This window comes from Mesorhizobium sp. Root102, from assembly GCF_001425625.1.
GTDB lineage: Bacteria > Pseudomonadota > Alphaproteobacteria > Rhizobiales > Rhizobiaceae > Mesorhizobium.
The window spans coordinates 156,969-175,098 of the sequence record NZ_LMCP01000005.1 but is presented as its reverse complement, the minus strand read 5'-3'; the positions used below and the strand labels follow the sequence as shown (position 1 = coordinate 175,098).

General features: G+C 61.4%; 16 protein-coding genes, 2 tRNA genes and 4 pseudogenes. 9 read left to right on the top strand and 13 right to left on the bottom strand.

Annotated elements, in window-relative coordinates:
* Positions 1 to 213 (top strand): annotated as a pseudogene (locus tag ASD12_RS35180) (hypothetical protein); the annotation flags it as partial.
* A gap of 1,848 nt (positions 214 to 2,061) precedes the next feature.
* On the opposite strand, the gene ASD12_RS07360 reads toward ASD12_RS35180, so the two are convergent.
* A tRNA-Phe gene (locus tag ASD12_RS07360) sits at positions 2,062 to 2,137 on the bottom strand.
* A gap of 323 nt (positions 2,138 to 2,460) precedes the next feature.
* Positions 2,461 to 3,087: pseudogene (locus ASD12_RS07355) on the bottom strand (helix-turn-helix domain-containing protein); the annotation flags it as partial.
* Between ASD12_RS07355 and ASD12_RS34810 the strand changes: the two are divergent.
* Positions 3,088 to 3,243 (top strand): annotated as a pseudogene (locus ASD12_RS34810) (ABC transporter permease); the annotation flags it as partial.
* A gap of 51 nt (positions 3,244 to 3,294) precedes the next feature.
* Positions 3,295 to 3,927, top strand: a pseudogene (locus tag ASD12_RS07350) (alpha-glucosidase/alpha-galactosidase); the annotation flags it as partial.
* A gap of 64 nt (positions 3,928 to 3,991) precedes the next feature.
* Here the strand turns inward: ASD12_RS07350 and yacG are convergent.
* From yacG to ASD12_RS07305, 9 genes are all read right to left on the bottom strand, one after another.
* Positions 3,992 to 4,189, bottom strand: a complete 198-nt coding sequence (gene yacG / locus ASD12_RS07345; protein ID WP_056583395.1) for a DNA gyrase inhibitor YacG — start codon at positions 4,187 to 4,189, stop codon at positions 3,992 to 3,994.
* On the bottom strand, positions 4,186 to 4,815 hold the full coding sequence (locus ASD12_RS07340; RefSeq protein WP_023809261.1) for a Maf-like protein: 630 nt from the start codon (positions 4,813 to 4,815) through the stop codon (positions 4,186 to 4,188). The genes yacG and ASD12_RS07340 overlap by 4 nt, the downstream gene beginning before the upstream one ends.
* Before the next feature lie 21 nt (positions 4,816 to 4,836).
* Positions 4,837 to 5,055, bottom strand: a complete 219-nt coding sequence (gene infA, locus ASD12_RS07335; RefSeq protein WP_006200926.1) for a translation initiation factor IF-1 — start codon at positions 5,053 to 5,055, stop codon at positions 4,837 to 4,839.
* A 199-nt stretch (positions 5,056 to 5,254) separates the two neighbouring features.
* A complete protein-coding gene (locus ASD12_RS07330; protein WP_082525287.1) occupies positions 5,255 to 5,716 on the bottom strand; it encodes a low molecular weight phosphatase family protein in 462 nt (153 codons plus the stop codon).
* Positions 5,704 to 6,189: a UPF0262 family protein gene (locus tag ASD12_RS07325; protein ID WP_056583391.1), complete on the bottom strand. Its 486-nt coding sequence runs from the start codon at positions 6,187 to 6,189 to the stop codon at positions 5,704 to 5,706. The genes ASD12_RS07330 and ASD12_RS07325 overlap by 13 nt, the downstream gene beginning before the upstream one ends.
* Before the next feature lie 6 nt (positions 6,190 to 6,195).
* Positions 6,196 to 7,488 (bottom strand): histidinol dehydrogenase, encoded by a 1,293-nt coding sequence (gene hisD, locus ASD12_RS07320; protein WP_056583389.1) that lies wholly within the window; start codon positions 7,486 to 7,488, stop codon positions 6,196 to 6,198.
* Between the two features lie 7 nt (positions 7,489 to 7,495).
* Positions 7,496 to 7,930, bottom strand: coding sequence for a DUF2948 family protein (locus ASD12_RS07315; RefSeq protein ID WP_056583387.1), 435 nt, complete (start codon positions 7,928 to 7,930; stop codon positions 7,496 to 7,498).
* A gap of 307 nt (positions 7,931 to 8,237) precedes the next feature.
* A complete protein-coding gene (gene murA / locus ASD12_RS07310; RefSeq protein WP_056583386.1) occupies positions 8,238 to 9,530 on the bottom strand; it encodes a UDP-N-acetylglucosamine 1-carboxyvinyltransferase in 1,293 nt (430 codons plus the stop codon).
* A 129-nt stretch (positions 9,531 to 9,659) separates the two neighbouring features.
* Complete coding sequence (locus ASD12_RS07305; RefSeq protein WP_056583384.1) at positions 9,660 to 9,860, bottom strand: hypothetical protein; 201 nt, start codon at positions 9,858 to 9,860, stop codon at positions 9,660 to 9,662.
* 162 nt (positions 9,861 to 10,022) lie between these two features.
* On the opposite strand from ASD12_RS07305, the gene ASD12_RS07300 reads away from it, so the two are divergent.
* Positions 10,023 to 10,097, top strand: a tRNA-Thr gene (locus ASD12_RS07300).
* Here ASD12_RS07300 and ASD12_RS07295 read toward each other — a convergent pair.
* On the bottom strand, positions 10,076 to 11,329 hold the full coding sequence (locus ASD12_RS07295; protein WP_244482770.1) for an ROK family transcriptional regulator: 1,254 nt from the start codon (positions 11,327 to 11,329) through the stop codon (positions 10,076 to 10,078). The genes ASD12_RS07300 and ASD12_RS07295 overlap by 22 nt on opposite strands.
* Before the next feature lie 252 nt (positions 11,330 to 11,581).
* Here ASD12_RS07295 and ASD12_RS07290 point away from each other — a divergent pair, with 252 nt between their 5' ends.
* The 4 genes from ASD12_RS07290 to ASD12_RS07275 all read left to right on the top strand — a co-directional run bounded on the left by ASD12_RS07290 (position 11,582) and on the right by ASD12_RS07275 (position 17,025).
* Positions 11,582 to 14,146, top strand: a complete 2,565-nt coding sequence (locus ASD12_RS07290) for an ATP-binding cassette domain-containing protein (RefSeq protein WP_082525285.1) — start codon at positions 11,582 to 11,584, stop codon at positions 14,144 to 14,146.
* Positions 14,143 to 15,132, top strand: a complete 990-nt coding sequence (locus tag ASD12_RS07285) for an ABC transporter permease (RefSeq protein ID WP_056583382.1) — start codon at positions 14,143 to 14,145, stop codon at positions 15,130 to 15,132. The genes ASD12_RS07290 and ASD12_RS07285 overlap by 4 nt, the downstream gene beginning before the upstream one ends.
* Positions 15,129 to 16,181: a rhamnose ABC transporter substrate-binding protein gene (locus tag ASD12_RS07280; RefSeq protein WP_244482769.1), complete on the top strand. Its 1,053-nt coding sequence runs from the start codon at positions 15,129 to 15,131 to the stop codon at positions 16,179 to 16,181. The genes ASD12_RS07285 and ASD12_RS07280 overlap by 4 nt, the downstream gene beginning before the upstream one ends.
* Positions 16,182 to 16,263: 82 nt before the next feature.
* Entirely contained in the window at positions 16,264 to 17,025 is a 762-nt protein-coding gene (locus tag ASD12_RS07275; protein WP_056583379.1) for a glutamine amidotransferase, read from the top strand.
* Positions 17,026 to 17,206: 181 nt separating this feature from the next.
* Here ASD12_RS07275 and ASD12_RS07270 read toward each other — a convergent pair whose 3' ends face one another.
* A complete protein-coding gene (locus ASD12_RS07270) occupies positions 17,207 to 17,587 on the bottom strand; it encodes a cupin domain-containing protein (protein ID WP_056583377.1) in 381 nt (126 codons plus the stop codon).
* On the opposite strand from ASD12_RS07270, the gene ASD12_RS32845 reads away from it, so the two are divergent.
* Positions 17,540 to 18,070 (top strand): LysR family transcriptional regulator substrate-binding protein, encoded by a 531-nt coding sequence (locus tag ASD12_RS32845; protein ID WP_244482768.1) that lies wholly within the window; start codon positions 17,540 to 17,542, stop codon positions 18,068 to 18,070. The genes ASD12_RS07270 and ASD12_RS32845 overlap by 48 nt on opposite strands.
* Positions 18,071 to 18,130 lie beyond the last annotated feature (60 nt).

Genomic DNA, 18,130 nt, shown 5'->3' with positions numbered 1-18,130 from the left:
CTGTTCAACCTCAGCAAGCTGTCGGTCTGGTGGCTGCGCCTGGGCATCGACATCGAGCGCATCAAGCCGGGCTGCCCCCAGCAGAACGGGCGCCATGAGTCGCCGAGCTCATCGAACAGGCGGCCGCCGACGTCGGCAAGAACTGAGCCCGCACGACTATTGATGGACGGCCTGGGCGCCTGTGGCGCCCGGGTTTTTTCTGTGCCAGGATAATCCGTCTGCAAACGCTGCCGAACTGATAAGCGGCGGCAGTTCGAAGCTTAGACGCAGAAATGCTGCTTCGGATGGGCGCCTAAGCTTTTGTTTTTTGCTTTGAAAAATGATGGTGCCCACAGGCGGGATACAGAAACCTAGCGCAATCATTAGCTTGCGTGATTTCAGTCCGGTCTCCCACCTAATCGTTAGGCTTTTCGGAAAACTGTCCAACCAACAAACGTTGTGGCTTCCGCTATCACGCCATAGGCGCAGGGACATTCCGCATATTAGCTTCTCCTTTGCGGCGGACTTGTTTCCGCCTGGCCGGCGCCTGTTGTCCCAACGCGCCCACCCAACGGACGCCGGCCGTGTCCCATGCCTTAACGTTTATTCAATGCATCTAATTTAGCATTTGACATATGCGCTTCTCCCTTCTGCTCTTCGGCTGGGCCGCATTCTGCTGTTGGGACTTTGCCACTAACGATGGCCGATTCGTCATTGGCTTTGGTGCGCGAGTTGCCAAGCTACTCCACCTGTCGGGGCTAATTTAAAGGTTCATGGAGCGTGCAACTAGCGCCGCTTCGCCTCCGGCGTGATCTCTTCGATCTGCGCCTTTACTCCGTCTTGGACCATCGCCTGTTCAAGCGACTCGGCCTCCGCCCCGTCCAGCTCGGCGGTGAGCCAAAGCCGGCCGGCATAAACAGCGCCATTCGACTAGAATGCACTTAATTAATCCGGAAAATTTTAACGAATCGTTGACCGCGCTGTCCCAGAATAGGACGGCGCGGTCAAACCCCCAACCGGGCTGCGCAGGCGGCTCCGGCAATCAGCGCCCCCCGGCACTGTCGGAGCCGCTACACTCCTAAGATACCAGCTATGGTTGAATCAACTGTTACCGCCAGTGCTTTACGGCTGCGCTGTCCCGCCGTTAGAATTTGATGGACAGAGGGTCGAGCACGACGCCGCTGCGAAAGTGGCCGGTCTGAAACGCAAAAGCCCGCCACCTTTCGGCAGCTGGCAGGATCATGGAGTGCTATAACACCTTGAACCTTTGTACTGGGCAGCCTCCAGCCACAATGCGACCGCAATCGATGGGGAACGTCCCTTAACCTCAAAATCGCGGCCACGGTATCCACCTGCCGCGATCCACACCGTCTTTGAGCGTCGGTAAATCATGATGCCCCGTGTGCTCGCCCAATTGCACAGTTCTTCATCATTTCGATGCATCGCTTCGGCCTCGCTATCCCCCCAAGTTCGCGACAGCAAAAAACGTGCCAAAATTATGGGTAGCTAATGTTACACATTTGGCTTGGTTGTGCCGCTACTAAGGGCGGCGCAATAGTACCCTGCCGGCAATCGCGCCGACGAACATCGGTGGGGGAAGCGATGAGACCAGCACTTACTCTTGCGCTGTCAGCAGGGCTACTCTGTGCGAATTCTGCGATTGCAGCACCGGTTAAGACGACTTGCGAAGCAACCAGATCAACCAAGGCAATGCTCAAACCCGACATGACATACGCCGAAGTGGTTGCGACAATCGGCTGCGAAGGAGTATTGGTAATCGCGAGCCCGATGAAGACCTATCAATGGACCGCGAAAGGGCCGGTTGGCTCCTATCTTCGCGTTACGTTTAGCTTTGCAGGCCAGATGGTGGGTTCCGCCGGCTTTCTTCCACTTTGATTGCGAGGGACACGAACCCGAGCATCAGGAACGGCAGTGCGGCATGTGGATTATTGAAGGTTCTGGCCGCCGCCTTGCCGAGGGAAGATGCGGAGGAACAAAAGTGTCCAGAAAAACGGGATGGTGTAAGTCGGTTGGACAAAACGGGGCAAAAAGTCGCGAAAATTCAATGCTCTTCAAGGGTAGTGGTGCCCAGAGGCGGATTCGAACCACCGACACGCGGATTTTCAGTCCGCTGCTCTACCAACTGAGCTATCTGGGCCTGTTCCGGCGAACGAAATCTCGTTGACCGGATTTCATCAAGGCGCCGTGGGCACCCCTTGAAAGCGCGTGGGTTATAGCACGGGAATTCGGCCTGTCCAGCGCCTAGGTGGCGATTTCAGACAGGAAAAGCGATGCCGTGCAGTGCCCCGGTTTCCATGCTGCTTGCATGGCCGGAATGGCGCATAGCATGGCACGATCCGGCCATCGTCACCGTTGTCCGCGTCGCGATTGCGGGCTGAAATGCCGTGACACGTCTTTTAGCCGGCGATCGAGGCGCACCAATGCTTTCGCGGCACCAGGTGCGCCGCTGGCCGTTGCCGCCTATCTGGCGCCGGTCACGCCTCGGCGAAAATCGGAGGGCGACATGCCGGCCAGCTTGCGGAACGACTTGTTGAAGGCGCTGAGCGTGCCGAAGCCGGAGTCCATGGCAACGCCCAGCACATTGGCATCCTGATGCATCAAAAGCGCCTGCGCGTAGCTCAGCCGCAAAAGGTTGACATATTCGTTGAGCGTCATGCCCGTCGATTTCTTGAACAGGCTCATGGCGTATTTGGGGTGGATGTCGGCGGCCGCCGCGATGTTCACGCAATCGATGTCGAAGAGGAAGTTCTCGGCGATGAAATCGCACATGCGCCCGACATTGCGCGACGATTGCTGGTCGAAAGGGCTGCCCGTTTCCTGCCCGGGCGCGGTTTCGGGCACCAGCCAGTAAGGTTCGAACCGCACCCGCTCCAGCCTGGGCAGCAATTCGTTGGCGGCATGCGCGGTCATCGCCGGATCTTTCGAGCGGAAGTAGCGGTTCCAGCGCTCGAAATTGTGGTGGTCCGCCGGGTCGGTGGCGCCTGTCATCAGCCGATGGCGGACATCCGTCGGCAAATGCAAGCGGAAGAAATGCACCAGCGGCAGATGCGCGCCAGCATAGATGGCGTCGTCGGACAGATCATCCATCCGCCGCTGATCTCGTGGGGCCTGATGCTGCAGGACGCCGCGACCTATTCCGTCATCGGCACCTATCCCTGGATCCTGTCGCCGGTCGGTTTCGTGCTCGTCACCGTTTTTGCCTTCAACGCGCTGGGCGACGGCCTGCGCGGCGCCGTAGACCCTATTGAGGTGGCAGAGATGACCGTCGCGCTCGCCAAATCCTTAGCACCAACCGTCCGCTACGACGAGATGCTGACCAGGCTCGGCTATTTCGTTACCGAAAGCTCGGAGCATTTCGCCGAATACACGCCCTATTTCATAAAGGACGGCCGCCCGGACCTGATCGAGAAGTACGGCATCCCGCTGGATGAGTATCCCAAGCGCTGCATCGAGCAGATCGAGCGCTGGAAGGGGCAGGCTGAGGCCTATCGCTCGGCCGATCGCATCGAGGTCGAGCAGTCCCGGGAATATGCCTCCTCGATCATGAATTCGGTCTGGACCGGCGAACCATCGGTGATCTACGGCAATGTCCGCAACAATGGCTGCATCACCTCGCTGCCCCGGGATTGTGCCGCCGAGGTGCCGTGCCTGGTCGATGCCTCCGGCATCCAGCCGACCTATATCGGCGAGCTGCCGCCGCAATTGACTGCGCTGATCCGCACCAACATCAACGTGCAGGAACTGACGGTGCGGGCTCTGATGACGGAGAACCGCGAGCACATCTACCATGCGGCGATGATGGATCCGCACACCGCCGCCGAGCTCGATCTCGACCAGATCTGGTCACTGGTCGATGATCTTCTCGCAGCTCATGGCGACTGGCTGCCGGCCTGGGCGCGCGTGAGGCGCAAGACCGAGGCCGCCTGACCAATGCATGTCGCCCAAAAGGGTCGGTTTTGGGACAAAGACATGCATAAAAACAAGGCTCGCTTTATTTCGGAGCGACCGGGTCCGCCTCTTCCTCGTCGTCGCGGGCGGAGATGACATAGGCGCCCTTCAGCCAGCGGTTGAGGTCGATGTCCTTGCAGCGCGTCGAGCAGAACGGAAAGGCGTCGCGCGCCGATGGCTTGCCGCATTCGGGGCAGGGGCGCTTTGGGCGCAAGGGCGTGACTTTGGAATCCGAATTCATAGCCGGGTTCCCGCCAGCCAGCCGCCATGCACCTTGAAGCCTTCCCCGCTCAACAGCGCGACGGTCTCATACAGAGGCAGCCCGACGATGTTGGTGTAGGAGCCGACCAGCTTGACGACGAAAGCGCCGGCAAGACCCTGGACCGCGTAGCCGCCGGCCTTGCCGCGCCATTCACCCGAGGCGACATAGGCGTCGATCTCTTCGCGCGGCAGCCGCTTGAAGCGCACCCGCGTCTCGACCAGCCGCTGGCGCAGCTTGCCACCTGGGGTGATCAGGCAGATGCCGGAATAGACCCGGTGCGAACGGCCCGACAACAGCCCAAGGCAGTTGGCGGCGTCGTCGAGGGTCTCTGCCTTGGGCAGGATGCGCCGCCCGACGGCGACCACCGTGTCGGCGGCCAGCACGAAGCCCGGCGCATAGTCGGCTTCGGTCTTCAGTGACGCGAACGCCTTCTCGGCCTTTTCCTTCGACAGCCTCTTGGCCAGCGAACGCGGATGCTCGGCACGCAGCGGCGTTTCGTCGACATCGGCCGGCAGCACGCGGTCCGGTTCGATGCCCGCCTGCTGCAAGAGCTCGATCCGGCGCGGCGAACCCGAGGCAAGCACCAGCTTCTGCAAAATGCTCATCGCGGACCAGTCGGGCTTTGCTTACTTGAAACGATAGGTGATGCGGCCCTTGGTCAGGTCGTATGGCGTCATCTCGACCAGAACCTTGTCGCCGGTCAGCACGCGGATGCGGTTCTTGCGCATGCGGCCGGCCGTATGGGCGATGATCTCGTGTTCGTTTTCGAGCTTTACCCGGAACATCGCGTTGGGCAACAATTCCGTCACGACACCCGGAAACTCGAGGACTTCTTCCTTCGGCATTCGATACCTTTGCTTGGATGGCAGTTCCGGCGCTTAGAGCATGATGCCGAAAAGTGTAAAGCGGTTTTCGGACGACATCATGCTCTACTTCTTGGTTTAGAGGCGGATTCAGATTTCAGGTCGAACAGACCTGAAATCATCCGACTCTAGCCGGAATTTCGGCGGAACCTATATGATAATCGTCCGCTTGTGAACACGCTTAATCGGCGGCCTCCGGAGGCGCGAATCGACGCCCGATCCGCGCTTTCAGCCGCTCGCGCACGTCCCGGTAGGCCGCCATGATCTGTTCGCGCGTGCCGCCGGCATCGGTCGGGTCCGGCGTCGGCCAGTATTCGACCTCGACGGCGAGCGAGCGGGTGAGCTCAAGTGCGGCGTGGTGCGCTTCCGGCGCCAGCGTGACGATGAGGTCGAAGTAATCGTCCTCGAGATCGTCCAGTGTCCTTGGGTGGCGCTCGCCCAGCGACAGTCCTTCCTCGGCCAGAACCACATCGACGAACGGATCGCGCTCGCCGGCGCGGACGCCGGCCGAAGCGACAAAGATGGTGGCGGGCAGTATCCGCCGCGCCAGTTGCTCTGCCATTGGCGAGCGCACGGCATTCATGCCGCACAGGAACAGGATCGAACGGGGCAGGGCGCCGGGTGCCAGGACTAGCCCCGCCAGTGCAGCACGCAGACCAGCGTGAACAGCCGGCGCGCCGTATCGAAATCGATGTCGATCTTGCCGGAGAGCCGGTCCATCAGCGTTTGCGAACCCTCATTGTGCAAGCCGCGGCGGCCCATGTCGATCGCCTCGATGTGGCTCGGCGTCGAGGAGCGGATGGCGTCGTAATAGCTTTCACAGATCATGTAGTAGTCCTTGACGATGCGCCTGAGCGGCGTCAGCGACAGGATATGGGTGACGACGGCGGCACCATCCTCGCGCGCCACGGCAAACACCAGGCGCTGCTCGGCCAGCGACAGCTTCAGCCGATAAGGGCCGGCACCGCTGTCATTGACGGGTTGAAAACTGTTTTCCTCGATCAGGTCGAAGATCGCCACCGCGCGTTCATGCTCGACATCGGGTGTCGAACGGCCGATCGATTCATCGAGTTCGACATCGATCAGCCTGGCGCGGGTTTGATCGGAGTCCGACATAGCGGCCTACATGTTCAACCGTAACGCGACGGAGCGTCCGTGCGCATCAAGGCCTTCCGCCCTGGCCAGCGCAATCGCCGCCGGCGCCAAGAGGCGCAACTGCTCCGGTCCAAGCTTGAGAATCGACGTGCGCTTGACGAAATCGAGCACGGACAGGCCGGACGAGAAACGTGCCGAGCGTGCCGTCGGCAGCACATGGTTGGAGCCGCCGACATAGTCGCCGATGGCTTCCGGCGTATGGCGGCCGAGAAAGACGGCACCGGCATTGCGCATACGCGCCAGGAAGCCCTCGGCGTCGTCGATGGCGAGTTCGACATGTTCGGCGGCGATGCGGTCGACCAGTGGCAGCGAGGATTCAATGGTTGGAACCAGGATCACGGCGCCAAAATCGCGCCAGCTTGCCGCTGCCGTCTCGGCGCGCGGCAGGCTCTGCAACTGACGCTCGACCGCCTGTTCGACAGCAATGCCGAAGGCCGGATCGTCGGTGACCAGGATCGACTGTGCCGATGTGTCGTGCTCGGCCTGGGCCAGCAGATCGGCGGCGATCCAGTCCGGATCGTTGCTGCCGTCGGCCACGACGAGCACTTCCGATGGCCCGGCGATCATGTCGATGCCGACGGTACCGAACACCTGCCGCTTGGCCGCCGCGACATAGGCATTGCCGGGGCCAACGATCTTGGCGACCGGCCTGATCGTTTCTGTGCCATAGGCAAGTGCTGCGATCGCCTGGGCACCGCCGACGCGGTAGATTTCCGACACGCCTGATATATCGGCCGCCACCAGCACCAGCGGATTGATGCTGCCGCCGGGCGCCGGCACCACCATGACGATGCGCTCGACGCCGGCCACCCTCGCCGGAATGGCGTTCATCAGCACCGAGCTTGGATAGCTTGCCGTGCCGCCCGGCACATAGAGCCCGACCGCCTCGACCGCCGTCCAGCGCCAGCCGAGCTCGACGCCGGCGGCATCCGTATAGCGATCGTCCTTCGGTCGCTGCCGTTCATGATGAGAGCGGATGCGGTCGCGCGCGAATTCCAGCGCCTCGATCGTCTTTGGGTCGGCGGCCTTGTAAGCCTGGGCGATGTCGTTCTTCGAGACGGCAATGCCGAGACTGCCGAGGTCGGCATGGTCGAATTTCCTTGTGTAGTCGATCAAGGCCGCGTCGCCCTCGGCGCGCACGCGCGCGATGATGTCGCGCACCGCGGCATCGACATCGGCGGACACTTCCCGCTTAGTCAGCAGGAGGGCGGCAAAACGCTGCTCGAAATCGGCGTCGGACTGACGAAGCGTGATGGCCATCGGACGCTCAAGCCTTGTGGATGGGGCGCGAGGTGGCTTCCCACGCTCCGCCGACATCGGCGAGGCGCGCCTCGATGCATTCGACATCGAGCATGATCGTGCCGCCGCCCGCAAAGATCAGCTCGACGATGCCGGCCGGCTTGCTGATCTCGATGAAGCTGATCGCCAGCAGGGACAGGACCTCATTCGGCTTGTCGCGGGCGAGGCCGTTGGTCTTGGCGCCAAGCACTCGGTCGAAATGCAGCACTGCCTGGCGCCGCTCGTTGTGCTGGCGAAACAGGCCGGATTTGGCCTCCCACACGAAACGGTTCATGGTCAGCACGAAACGCTTGGCCGCAGGCAGGTATTCGAGATCACTGATCTTCATCACGGCGTCCTGGACATGGGCCGAAATAATGCTCAGATCCTGATCGTCGAGCGCGATAAGCTTAAGGGCGGTCATGCGGTTTTCGCACCTGAAGGTTGATTGTTCAGCCTTCTGTTAGGCGGTCTTGGCGATCCGTGCAACCGCGCCAACAGCTTCGGTTTGCGCTGCCCTCATCGCCCTGCCGGTCACTTCTCCCCGTGTAGGGACGGGGGAGAAGGACGCCTTCAATGAGGATTTCGCCACTATCCAGCGTTGCGGAAGGGAACCGACGTTGCGGGCAGCCCCTTCTCCCGTCGCTGATATGGGGAGAGATGCCGGCAGGCAGATGAGGGGCGGCGCCGAGATCGAAAATTGTCTGACGCCTGGAATCCCGCCGATGCGTCTACGCCGAAATCCGCTCGATCACCGCGCCGCAGTTGGACAGCTTTTCTTCCAGCCGTTCGAAGCCGCGGTCGAGATGGTAGACCCGGTTGACCGTGGTCTCGCCTTCCGCAGCCAGGCCGGCAATGACCAGCGACACAGAGGCGCGAAGATCGGTCGCCATGACCGGCGCGCCCTTCAGCTTCGGCACGCCGTCGACGATCGCCGTCTGGCCCGAAAGCGTGATGTGGGCGCCGAGCCGCGCCAGCTCCTGCACATGCATGAAGCGGTTTTCGAAAATCGTCTCGGTGATGCGCGACTTGCCCTTGGCCATCGTCATCAGGCCCATGAACTGCGCCTGCAGATCGGTCGGGAAGGCCGGGAACGGCGCTGTCGTCACATCGACCGGCGAAATGCCGGCGCCGTTGCGCTTCACACGGATGCCGGAATTGGTCGGCGTGATTTCGGCACCCGTCTGGGCGATCACGTCGAGCGCGGTCTGCAGCAGTTCCGGACGCGCGCCTTCGAGAACGACGTCGCCGCCGGTCATGGCGACGGCCATGGCATAGGTACCGGTCTCGATGCGGTCGGGAATGACTCGGACGCGGGCGCCGGAGAGCGATTCGACGCCGTCGATGGTGATGGTCGGCGTGCCGGCGCCATAAATCTTCGCGCCCATGGCGTTGAGGCACTCGGCGAGGTTGACGATCTCGGGCTCGCAGGCGGCATTTTCCAGCACCGTCTCGCCCTTGGCCAGTGCTGCCGCCATCATCAGCACATGGGTGGCGCCGACCGAGACCTTCGGGAACACATAGCGGTTGCCGACAAGGCGGCCATTCCGGGTCTTGGCGATGACATAGCCGGTGTCGACGTCGATATCGGCACCCAGCGCCTGCAGGCCTTCGAGGAACAAATCGACAGGGCGCGTGCCGATGGCGCAACCACCGGGCAGCGACACCTTGGCTTCGCCCATGCGGGCCAGCAGCGGGCCGATCACCCAGAACGACGCGCGCATCTTCGACACCAGCTCGTAAGGCGCCGTCGTGTCGACGATGTTGCGGGCGGAGAAGTTGATGGTGCGCGAATAGCCCTCGTTCTGCTTCTCGCGGCGACCATTGACCGAATAATCGACGCCGTGATTGCCCAGAATGCGGATCAGCTGCTCGACATCGGCCAGATGCGGCACGTTTTCCAGCGTCAGCGTGTCGTCGGTGAGCAGCGAGGCGATCATCAGGGGCAGGGCCGCGTTTTTCGCGCCCGAGATCGGAATGCTTCCGGAGAGCTTGTTGCCCCCGACAATTCTGATGCGATCCATGGAAGAACGTCCCTCTCGGCCAAAAAGGGCCGGTTCAATCGTTTGAGTAGCGGCCCGTCTAGACCATTGGCCGGCTTGGTTCAAGAAATAGGATTTCGCCCACCCCGGGCCAAGAGTGGCCGATTTGAGTTAATCTTTTTGTATTTCCTTCGATGCAGCGAGCCCGTCCGGCCGCTGGTCGGCCTCCCCGGCGCGCCGCTTGTCGGCGTCACCACTGCGCCGCGAGCGCGACTGCGCCTTGCGCTTCTGCAGATTGGCGCGCAATTGCTCGGCGAGCCGATCCTTGCGGTTAGTACCGCCCTTTTTCACTGGAATTGTCTTGTCGTCCATCGTCCCGTCCCGGCCGGTGACCCAGCCAACCTCCCAATGAGGCATAGCCAACATTGTGGCGCCGCCATGTCATTAAAAGCTATCCGGCAAAGGCTTTCACAGAAGCGTTGCGCTTGGCCTTGCGCTTGCCGGTTCGATATGGCAGAAGCCCCGCCATCAGCGGCTGCGGTAGCTCAGTGGTAGAGCACTCCCTTGGTAAGGGAGAGGTCGAGAGTTCAATCCTCTCTCGCAGCACCAGTCGATCTCTTTGAAGTCGCTGTGCTTGTTGGTGGTTGGCTTTGGCTGGCAAGCATCGAAAGACTGCCCAGCAACATTGTTCTGTCCTTGCCGATCATCAGCACGCCGCTGTCGGGGGCGAGAAGCGCCGAGAATGGCAACATGGCAGCGCCGATCGGCGAAGCCTCGGGGCCGAATTGTCCCGACACGATTTCCGGCGCCACGATGCCAATAGCGCTGATCCTGTAGAACTGGGTCTGCACCCTTGCCAGGAGTTCGACATGAATCGGTCGCGGCAGAATACTGTCGAGAACGATCGCCTCGATGTCGATGACGGAGGTGATGGCGATGATCGCCTCGACCAGCGCGTTGGCGCAATCGTCGATCCATTCGAACAGCGGTTCGCGGGCACCCGCCGGCAATGGGTCCAGTTCCCGCACGCGATTGATGACGATGCCGCGCGACTTGAGGTGATTGACCAGCACATAAATGGAAGCACGATGCAGCAGGCTTTGATAACGCGCAGGATTGGCCGCCACCGAATCGAGGCTTGATGGCGAAACCGGCAAAGGGCCGAGCGCGGCGCTGTTGCCGTGTGGCCCGGTATGAACCTTGCCGCCCTGCACCAGCCCACCGCCGACGAAAGTGTCGATCGAGATGTGCATGAAGTCGCGGAATCGGGAACCAGCGCCCTGGATAAGTTCGGCAAGCGCCGCTGAAGACGCGTCGTTCTCCACGAAAACTGGAGTCTTCGGCCTCGTGGCGAAGAATTTCGTCAGATCGATCGCGTCCCAGCGGTTGCCAAGGTCACCAGGAAAGCCGAGTTCCTCGCTCCAGCCACCGAGGAAATAAGGCGAAGCGATACCGACCCCGACGATGCTGGCGTCGCCAAGTCCGGCAACCAGTTTTTCGAAATTGGCCAGTGACATGTTCCCGGCTTTGAGCACCAGATCCGGATCCGGAAAGCGGTATTCGTGTGAGTCGCGGGCGCGGACCTCGCCTGCGAAGTCAACGAGCACGGCTTCCAGCGCGCGCCGACCGATCTTGATGCCGACGCTGTAAATTCGTTCTGCCGTCAACCTGTAAAGTGTGGACGGCGATCCGCGTTGTCCAAATCTTTTTCCCACTTGCTTTACAAATCCGGATGCCTCCAGTCCATCAACTATGGTGGCAACTGCAGCCGGCGTCAGGTTTGCGGCGCGTGCCAAGTCAGACTTGGATGCCTCCTTCAGGCGGCGGATGGCATCGAGCACAAAACGCTCATTATAGTGCCGAACCTTGACGGAATTGCTGCCTTTTCCCGACAAAGCGGAGCCTCCAGATTTGTTTGTTACCGCTCAGCCCAGCACGCGCGGCCCTGAAACCACTCCGGTCGAGTCACGATGGACGACGCCTGTGGGAGATGCAACAGTGCGCGTCGGAGCCGTCTAAGTCAATTTTCCTATTGCGGCTTCAAGCCATTTAATATAGCAAATTGAAAAAATAACAATGCCGGGAGGAAGGTGTTGCAGCTAGGCGCATATAGCGACGCCGACGCCACGGCGGGCCGGGGAGTGGCCGTTCCGGTTGCCCTGGTTCAGGCAACGAAGGCCTTTGGCGGCACGATTGCCCTCAGAGACGCGACTTTCGAATTGCGCCCAGGCGAGGTGCTGGCTCTGCTTGGCGAAAACGGCGCCGGCAAGAGCACCTGTGTGAAGCTGCTGGCCGGCGTTCATTCTCCCACCGGTGGCCATGTCGAAGTCGACGGCAAGCCTGTGACGTTCCATTCGCCGCACGACGCCCAGACCGCCGGTATCGCGGTCATGCACCAGCATCCCGGCCTGTTTCCGGATCTTTCGGTCGCGGAAAACATCTATCTCGGGCACATGCCGCGTGACCGCTTCGGCGGCATCGACAATGCCGCAATGCTTGCCGGCGCCCGCAAGGTGTTGGCAACGGTCGGCCTCAACGTGCGGTCGGCAACGCGGTTAGGCGCGCTGCGGACCTCTGAGCAGCAATTGGTGGAAATCGCCCGCGCCCTGTCGCTCGACGCGCGTGTGCTGATCATGGACGAGCCCACGGCGGCGCTGTCTCAGCGCGAGGTCGAACGGCTGTTCACCGTCGTCGCCGATCTCAGGCTGCACGGCGTGGCGATGATGTTCGTCGGTCACCGCATGGACGAGATCTTCCGTATCGCCGACCGCATTGCGGTGCTGCGCGACGGCCGTCTCATCGGCGTCAAGCCGAAGGCCGAGCTTGGCCGCGCGGCCGCAATCAGCATGATGGTCGGCCGCGAGGTGACCGACCTCTATCCGGAACGTGACCACGCCACCGGCGCGCTGGTGCTGGAGGCGAGGGGGCTTTCGCGCGCCGGCGGCTTCTCCGACGTCGACTTTAAGCTGCATGCCGGGGAGGTGCTCGGGCTGGGCGGCTTGGTTGGCAGCGGGCGGACAGAGATCGCGCGCGTGCTGTTCGGTATCGACCAGCCCGATGGCGGCGAAATGCTGATCGATGGAGAAGCCGTGCGCTTCGCATCCGCACGTGACGCTATGGATGCTCGCATCGCCTATGTTTCGGAAGACCGAATGGGCCAGAGCCTGGTGATGGATTTCTCCATCCTCGACAATGCCGTGCTGCCGGTTCTCGACAAGGCGGCGCCCTCCGGCCTCTACAGCACGGACCGCGCCATCGACCTGGTTGCGGACTGGCTGAAGCGCATGAAGCTGCGCTTCTCCGGCTACGGTCAGCCGGTCAAGGAACTTTCCGGCGGCAATCAGCAGAAGGTGGTGCTGGCCAAATGGCTGCGTACCGAACCGCGCGTCCTCATCCTCGATGAGCCGACGCAAGGCATCGATGTCGGCACCAAGGCGGAAGTGCACGCGATGATCGCCAACCTTGCAGCCCAGGGCATGGCGATCATCCTGATCTCTTCCGAGATGCCCGAACTCATCGGCATGTGCGATCGCATAGTCGTTCTGCGCGAAGGTCATCGGATGGCCGAATTCGCCAGGGGCGAAGCCACCCAGGAAAAGGTGCTGGAAGCGGCGACGAAAACCGATGAGCCCATCGATCCGGCGGCGCAGGCGGAGCGTGCCGCCTTCAACGAAAAGAAAAAGGGACCGTTCGATTTCCTAAAGCGGCGTGAGTTCGGTTTGCTGGCCGCGATGCTGGCGGTCGCCATTCCGGTCACCATCATCAACCCGCGCATGGTGAGCGCGGCAAACCTGACCGCCGTGTCGATGGATGCTGCCTTGCTGGTTGTTGCAGCACTCGCACAGATGCTGGTGCTGATCACCCGCAATATCGACCTTTCGATCGCCGCGGTGATCGGTCTTTCAGCCTACATGGCGGCCAGCATGGTTCAGGCCTATCCGGGACTCGACATCGGCATCGGCCTGGCGACTGCATGCGCGGTCGGCTGTATCGCCGGTCTGGCCAACGGCCTTGTCGTTACCAGGGGAAGGATACCGGCCATCGTCGTTACGTTGGCCTCGATGTCGATCTTTCGCGGCTTCAACTCGATCTGGGCGGCGGGCGACCAGATCAGCGCCGACGAGGTCACGCAGGCCTGGCTCGACATGACGGGCCTGAAGATCGCCGGCGTGCCGCTGATCGTCGTTATCGCCATTGTCATCCTGTGCGCCGGCTACGTGCTGCTCTACCGCACGGCCATTGGGCGCGAACTGTTCGCCACCGGTTCCAACCCGGACGGCGCGCGTCTCATCGGCATCCCCGTCGACCGCCGCATCCTTCTGGCCTTCGGCATGGCCGGCCTGCTCGGCGGCCTGTGCGGCGCTCTGTGGGCATCGCGCTACGCCACCATCGATGCGCGTGTCGCGCTCGGCTTCGAACTCACAGTGATCGCCTCGGCGGTGGTCGGCGGCGTCGCCATCCGCGGCGGTTCGGGCACGCTGCTCGGTATCATCCTCGGTGCGCTCACTTTGCTGGTCATCAAGAACGGGCTGACACTGGTGCGCGTCGATCCACTGTGGCTGCAGGGTGTCTACGGCCTGGTGATCCTGGTAGCCATCGGCATCGACACCTTCATCGTGCGGCGCGCCGAGCAGGCGAGACTGGCGAGGGCGAGATGAGAAAGTTCCTGCGCTCGATCGACTTCTGGGACCTGCTGCTGGCAGTCTCCTGTCTCGCCATCTTCCTCTATGCGGCGATCTTCGTGCCGAATTTCGTTTCTGGCTTCAATCTCTCCCAACTGGCTGCAAGCGCCTCGGAAAAGGCGTTGCTGATCCTGCCGATGACGCTCCTCATCATCACCCGCGAGATCGACCTGTCGATCGCCTCGGTGTTGGCGCTGGCATCCGTGGTCTTTGGCCTGCTCGTTCAAGCCGGCGTGCCGACGCTGGCGGCAATCCCGCTAACGCTCGTCGCCGGCGGGCTGCTCGGCGCCTTCAACGGTTATCTGGTCTCGGGCTTGGGACTGCAGTCGCTGGTGGTGACGCTCGGCACCATGGCGCTCTATCGCGGTATTGGCTACATCCTGCTCGGCACCGGTTCGGTCAACATCCTGCCGCCTGCGGTCGTCGATTTCGGCATCAACAACCTGCCGGGCACGCAGATACCGTGGACTATCGTGCCATTCCTGGTGCTGGCGCCGGTGTTTGCCGTCATCCTGCAGAAGACGCCGACCGGCAAGCGCATCTACGCGCTCGGCGGCAGTCCAGAAGTAGCGCGCTATTCCGGCATCGATACGCGCCGCATGGTGTTGAACCTGTTCGTCGTCTCCGGTATCGTCGCGGCCGTCGCCGGTGTCGTCTATACCGCGCGCCTTTCCAACGCCCGCGCCAACAACGCACTTGGCATGGAACTTGACGTCATCACCATCGTGTTGCTCGGCGGTGTCAGCGTCTTTGGCGGCAAGGGTCGCCTGACCGGCGTGATGCTGGCCCTGGTTCTGATTGCCGTGATCCGCAACGTTCTGGCGCTCAACCAGATCGGCGGCGACGCGCAGGGCATGATCATCGGGCTGCTTTTGATCGGCTCGCTGCTGGTCGGCAATTACTGGCGCTCAGCACAGGAGCGGCTCTCAAGATCGCGCGTCTTGCGCGAAAACAAGGGGTGATCTCGGGCCCCTTTCTTCAAGCCCGAATTTTTGATGGAGGAGTCACAATGAAAGCGTTTAGATTAGCCCTGCTCGCATCCGCGGTTCTGCTCGCACCGACCTCGCTGGCTCTGAGCCAGGAATGCGCCAAGGAGCCGGTAACGGTCGGCTTCCTGCCCAAGCTCGACACCGATCCCTACTTCAAGGTGGCCTTTGGAGGGGCCGAAGAGGCGGCGAAGGAAATTGGCGGCACAGCTACCCAGGTCGCCCCATCGCAAGCGACGGCAGAGGCGCAGATTGAATTCATCAATAGTCTCGTGTCGCAGAAGGTCGGGGTCATCGCAATTGCCGGCAACGACGCCAATGCCGTTGCGCCTGCGCTGAAGCGTGCCGTCCAGCAGGGCGTCCGCGTCATTTCGTATGACTCCGATGTGGCGGCCGACGCCCGCGCGGTATTCGTGAATCAAGTGAAGGGCGACAGTCTCGCCGAAATGATGCTGGAAAGTGCATTCAATCTTAGCGGCGGTGAAGGCGAATTCGCGATCCTGTCGTCGACGCCCACGGCGACCAACCAAAACGCCTGGATCGACTTCATGAAGGCGAAAATGGCGGCCGAGCCGAAGTTTTCCAAAATGAAGCTCGTGCAGGTCGCCTATGGCGAAGAAAGCGAACAGATCAACCAGCAGCAGGCACTGGCGCTGGTGCAAGCGTTTCCGAATCTCAAGGTGATCATCGTTCCAGCAGGCATTGGCCTTCCTGCGGCCGCTCGTGCACTTGAGGAGGCGGGCATGATCGGCAAGGTCAAACTGACCGGCCTGGCCCCGGCCACTTTGATCTCGAAATACATCAAGGACGGCGCTGCTCAGGATATCTGGTGGAACGTCACCGATCTTGGCTATCTTACCTATCAAACTGCCCAGGCGCTTGCGCAGTGCAAGATCACCGGCAAGGAGGGTGACAAGTTCAAGGCAGGCAGGCTCGGCGAATACACGATTGGGGCCGGCGGCGAATTGATCCTTGGACCAGCGAAAATCGTGACCCCCGAAAATCTGGCTGAGTTCAAGTTCTGATACGGCGGTTATCGAACCCCCGGGGGCGCCGATTCCAGCCGGCGTCCTCTCAACTCGATCTATCGGACAATGTGGGGCGACTATGAAAGTGCTGCTTGCAGGCGAAACCTTCGCGGCAACGACTTCGGTCGCCATAGGTGGCGATGTGCTCACAAGCGCGACCTCCACCAATGGTGCAACGACCTTCAATGCCGCCCTCGCCGCCGAGGGCGTCGCGGTGACACAGATCGGCGGTGATCGGTGCGCCGCCGAGTTTCCCTCTGATCTGGATGCGCTCGCCCAATATCAGGCGGTGGTGATTTCCGATGTCGGCGCGCTGACCTTGCTGGTGACGCCGGAAGCCCGGGCCGGCCGTGTCGGTGTCAACCGCCTCGATCTGCTCAAGACCTATGTCGAAGGTGGCGGTGGGCTGATGCTGGCCGGCGGCTATATGGGCTTTCAGGGCATGTTCGGAACAGCGCGATTCTACGACACCCCGGTCGAAGATGTGCTGCCTGTCCGTTGCCTGCCGTATTGCGACGGCATGGAGGTGCCGCAAGGTCTTCAAGCCTCCATCCTGCAAACATCCCACCCAATCTTTTCCGGCATCGACGGGCCGTTGCCTCCGATCCTCGGCATGAACAAGCTGGAATTCAGGCATGATGGCTCATCCCGTCTTTTGGCAACCTGCCATCACCGCGGCACGGACTGGCCACTCCTTGCCGTTTGCAACCACGGTCGCGGCCGCACGGTCGCCTGGACGACCGACATCGGTCCGCATTGGCTGTCGCAGGATTTCCTCGAATGGCCGCTCTACGGCAAGTTGATGGCGAACATGGTGCGGTGGCTCGCCGGCACCGAATAGGAGAGGCGGAGAGCTAGTTCAGTGCCGTTGCCGGTTCTCGCTGCGGGCCTTGAAGCGTCTCGTTGCCCGCGGAACGGGTGGAGGTGCGGTTACATAGTGTTCCGCGTCAAATAATTTGATGGCGCGACAGCAGCCCGTCGCCCGACGCAAACCCCGCCAGCCAGCAGTTCTGCGTTCTGTCCTACGCTGGTTTGGCATGCCGCTCGGCGCTCGTGACTTCGATACACACAATGCGTTCGTTGCCTTCCACCCAGGCGTCGTGGCCGGGCGGAATTGTATAGGATGTGCCTTGTTCGAAGGTTTTCTGGGTGCCGTCATCCAATCTGATGGTGATCGCTCCGGATACAACGTAACCGACATGCGACACCTGACAGCTGTCGGTCTTGACGACGGGCTTCACGCACTCCGACCATTTCCATCCTGGCTCCATGTTGAGCCGTCCGAGCGTGAAACCGGGAAGCCGCACCACTTCGACGCGTGTCTTGTTGGGCGAGCGAACCTCATCCGGCTTGTTGTGAGACTTGGATTCAAATTTCGTGACGTTCATTCCACCATCGGTCATGGCATCCTCCCATACGCGACGCGGATACTGGCGCTGTCACGTCATTATATTAGTAATTGCTTTTCTAAAATCTTCCGCTTCGGAGTTTCTAGCGAACAGGACCTGGTCACCTCATCTCCGCGACGACCGTCCCTGACACCGGTTTATACCGAGCGTTTTGGCCTCGCTTTTTCGACAGGCCATCCATTTGAACTGCGCAACACGCTCCATCTTTCCGATGTCCACGAGCAGCCCTACCTCGACCGCATCAACTGCGAATACAGCGATCACATCGACGAGCTTTGCAGAAGCCTCGGGATAGAGATCGAAAGTGCACATCGTAGTGAGCGCGAGGATTGGATTCTGGCGATAGTCGCGGCGGGAATGGGGGTGCCACCAGCCTGTGGTCGATCCCGAAATCATCCGCAAGTGTCGTTGGTTACTGTCGCAGGGCGCTCACACTCGCCAGCCATTGATGCGTTTGCCGATGCTGTCCGGGACTAGGATTGGAAAACCTCACTGACCTAGCTGCAGCGGGGAGCCCTGGCTCCAAGAGTTGTTACA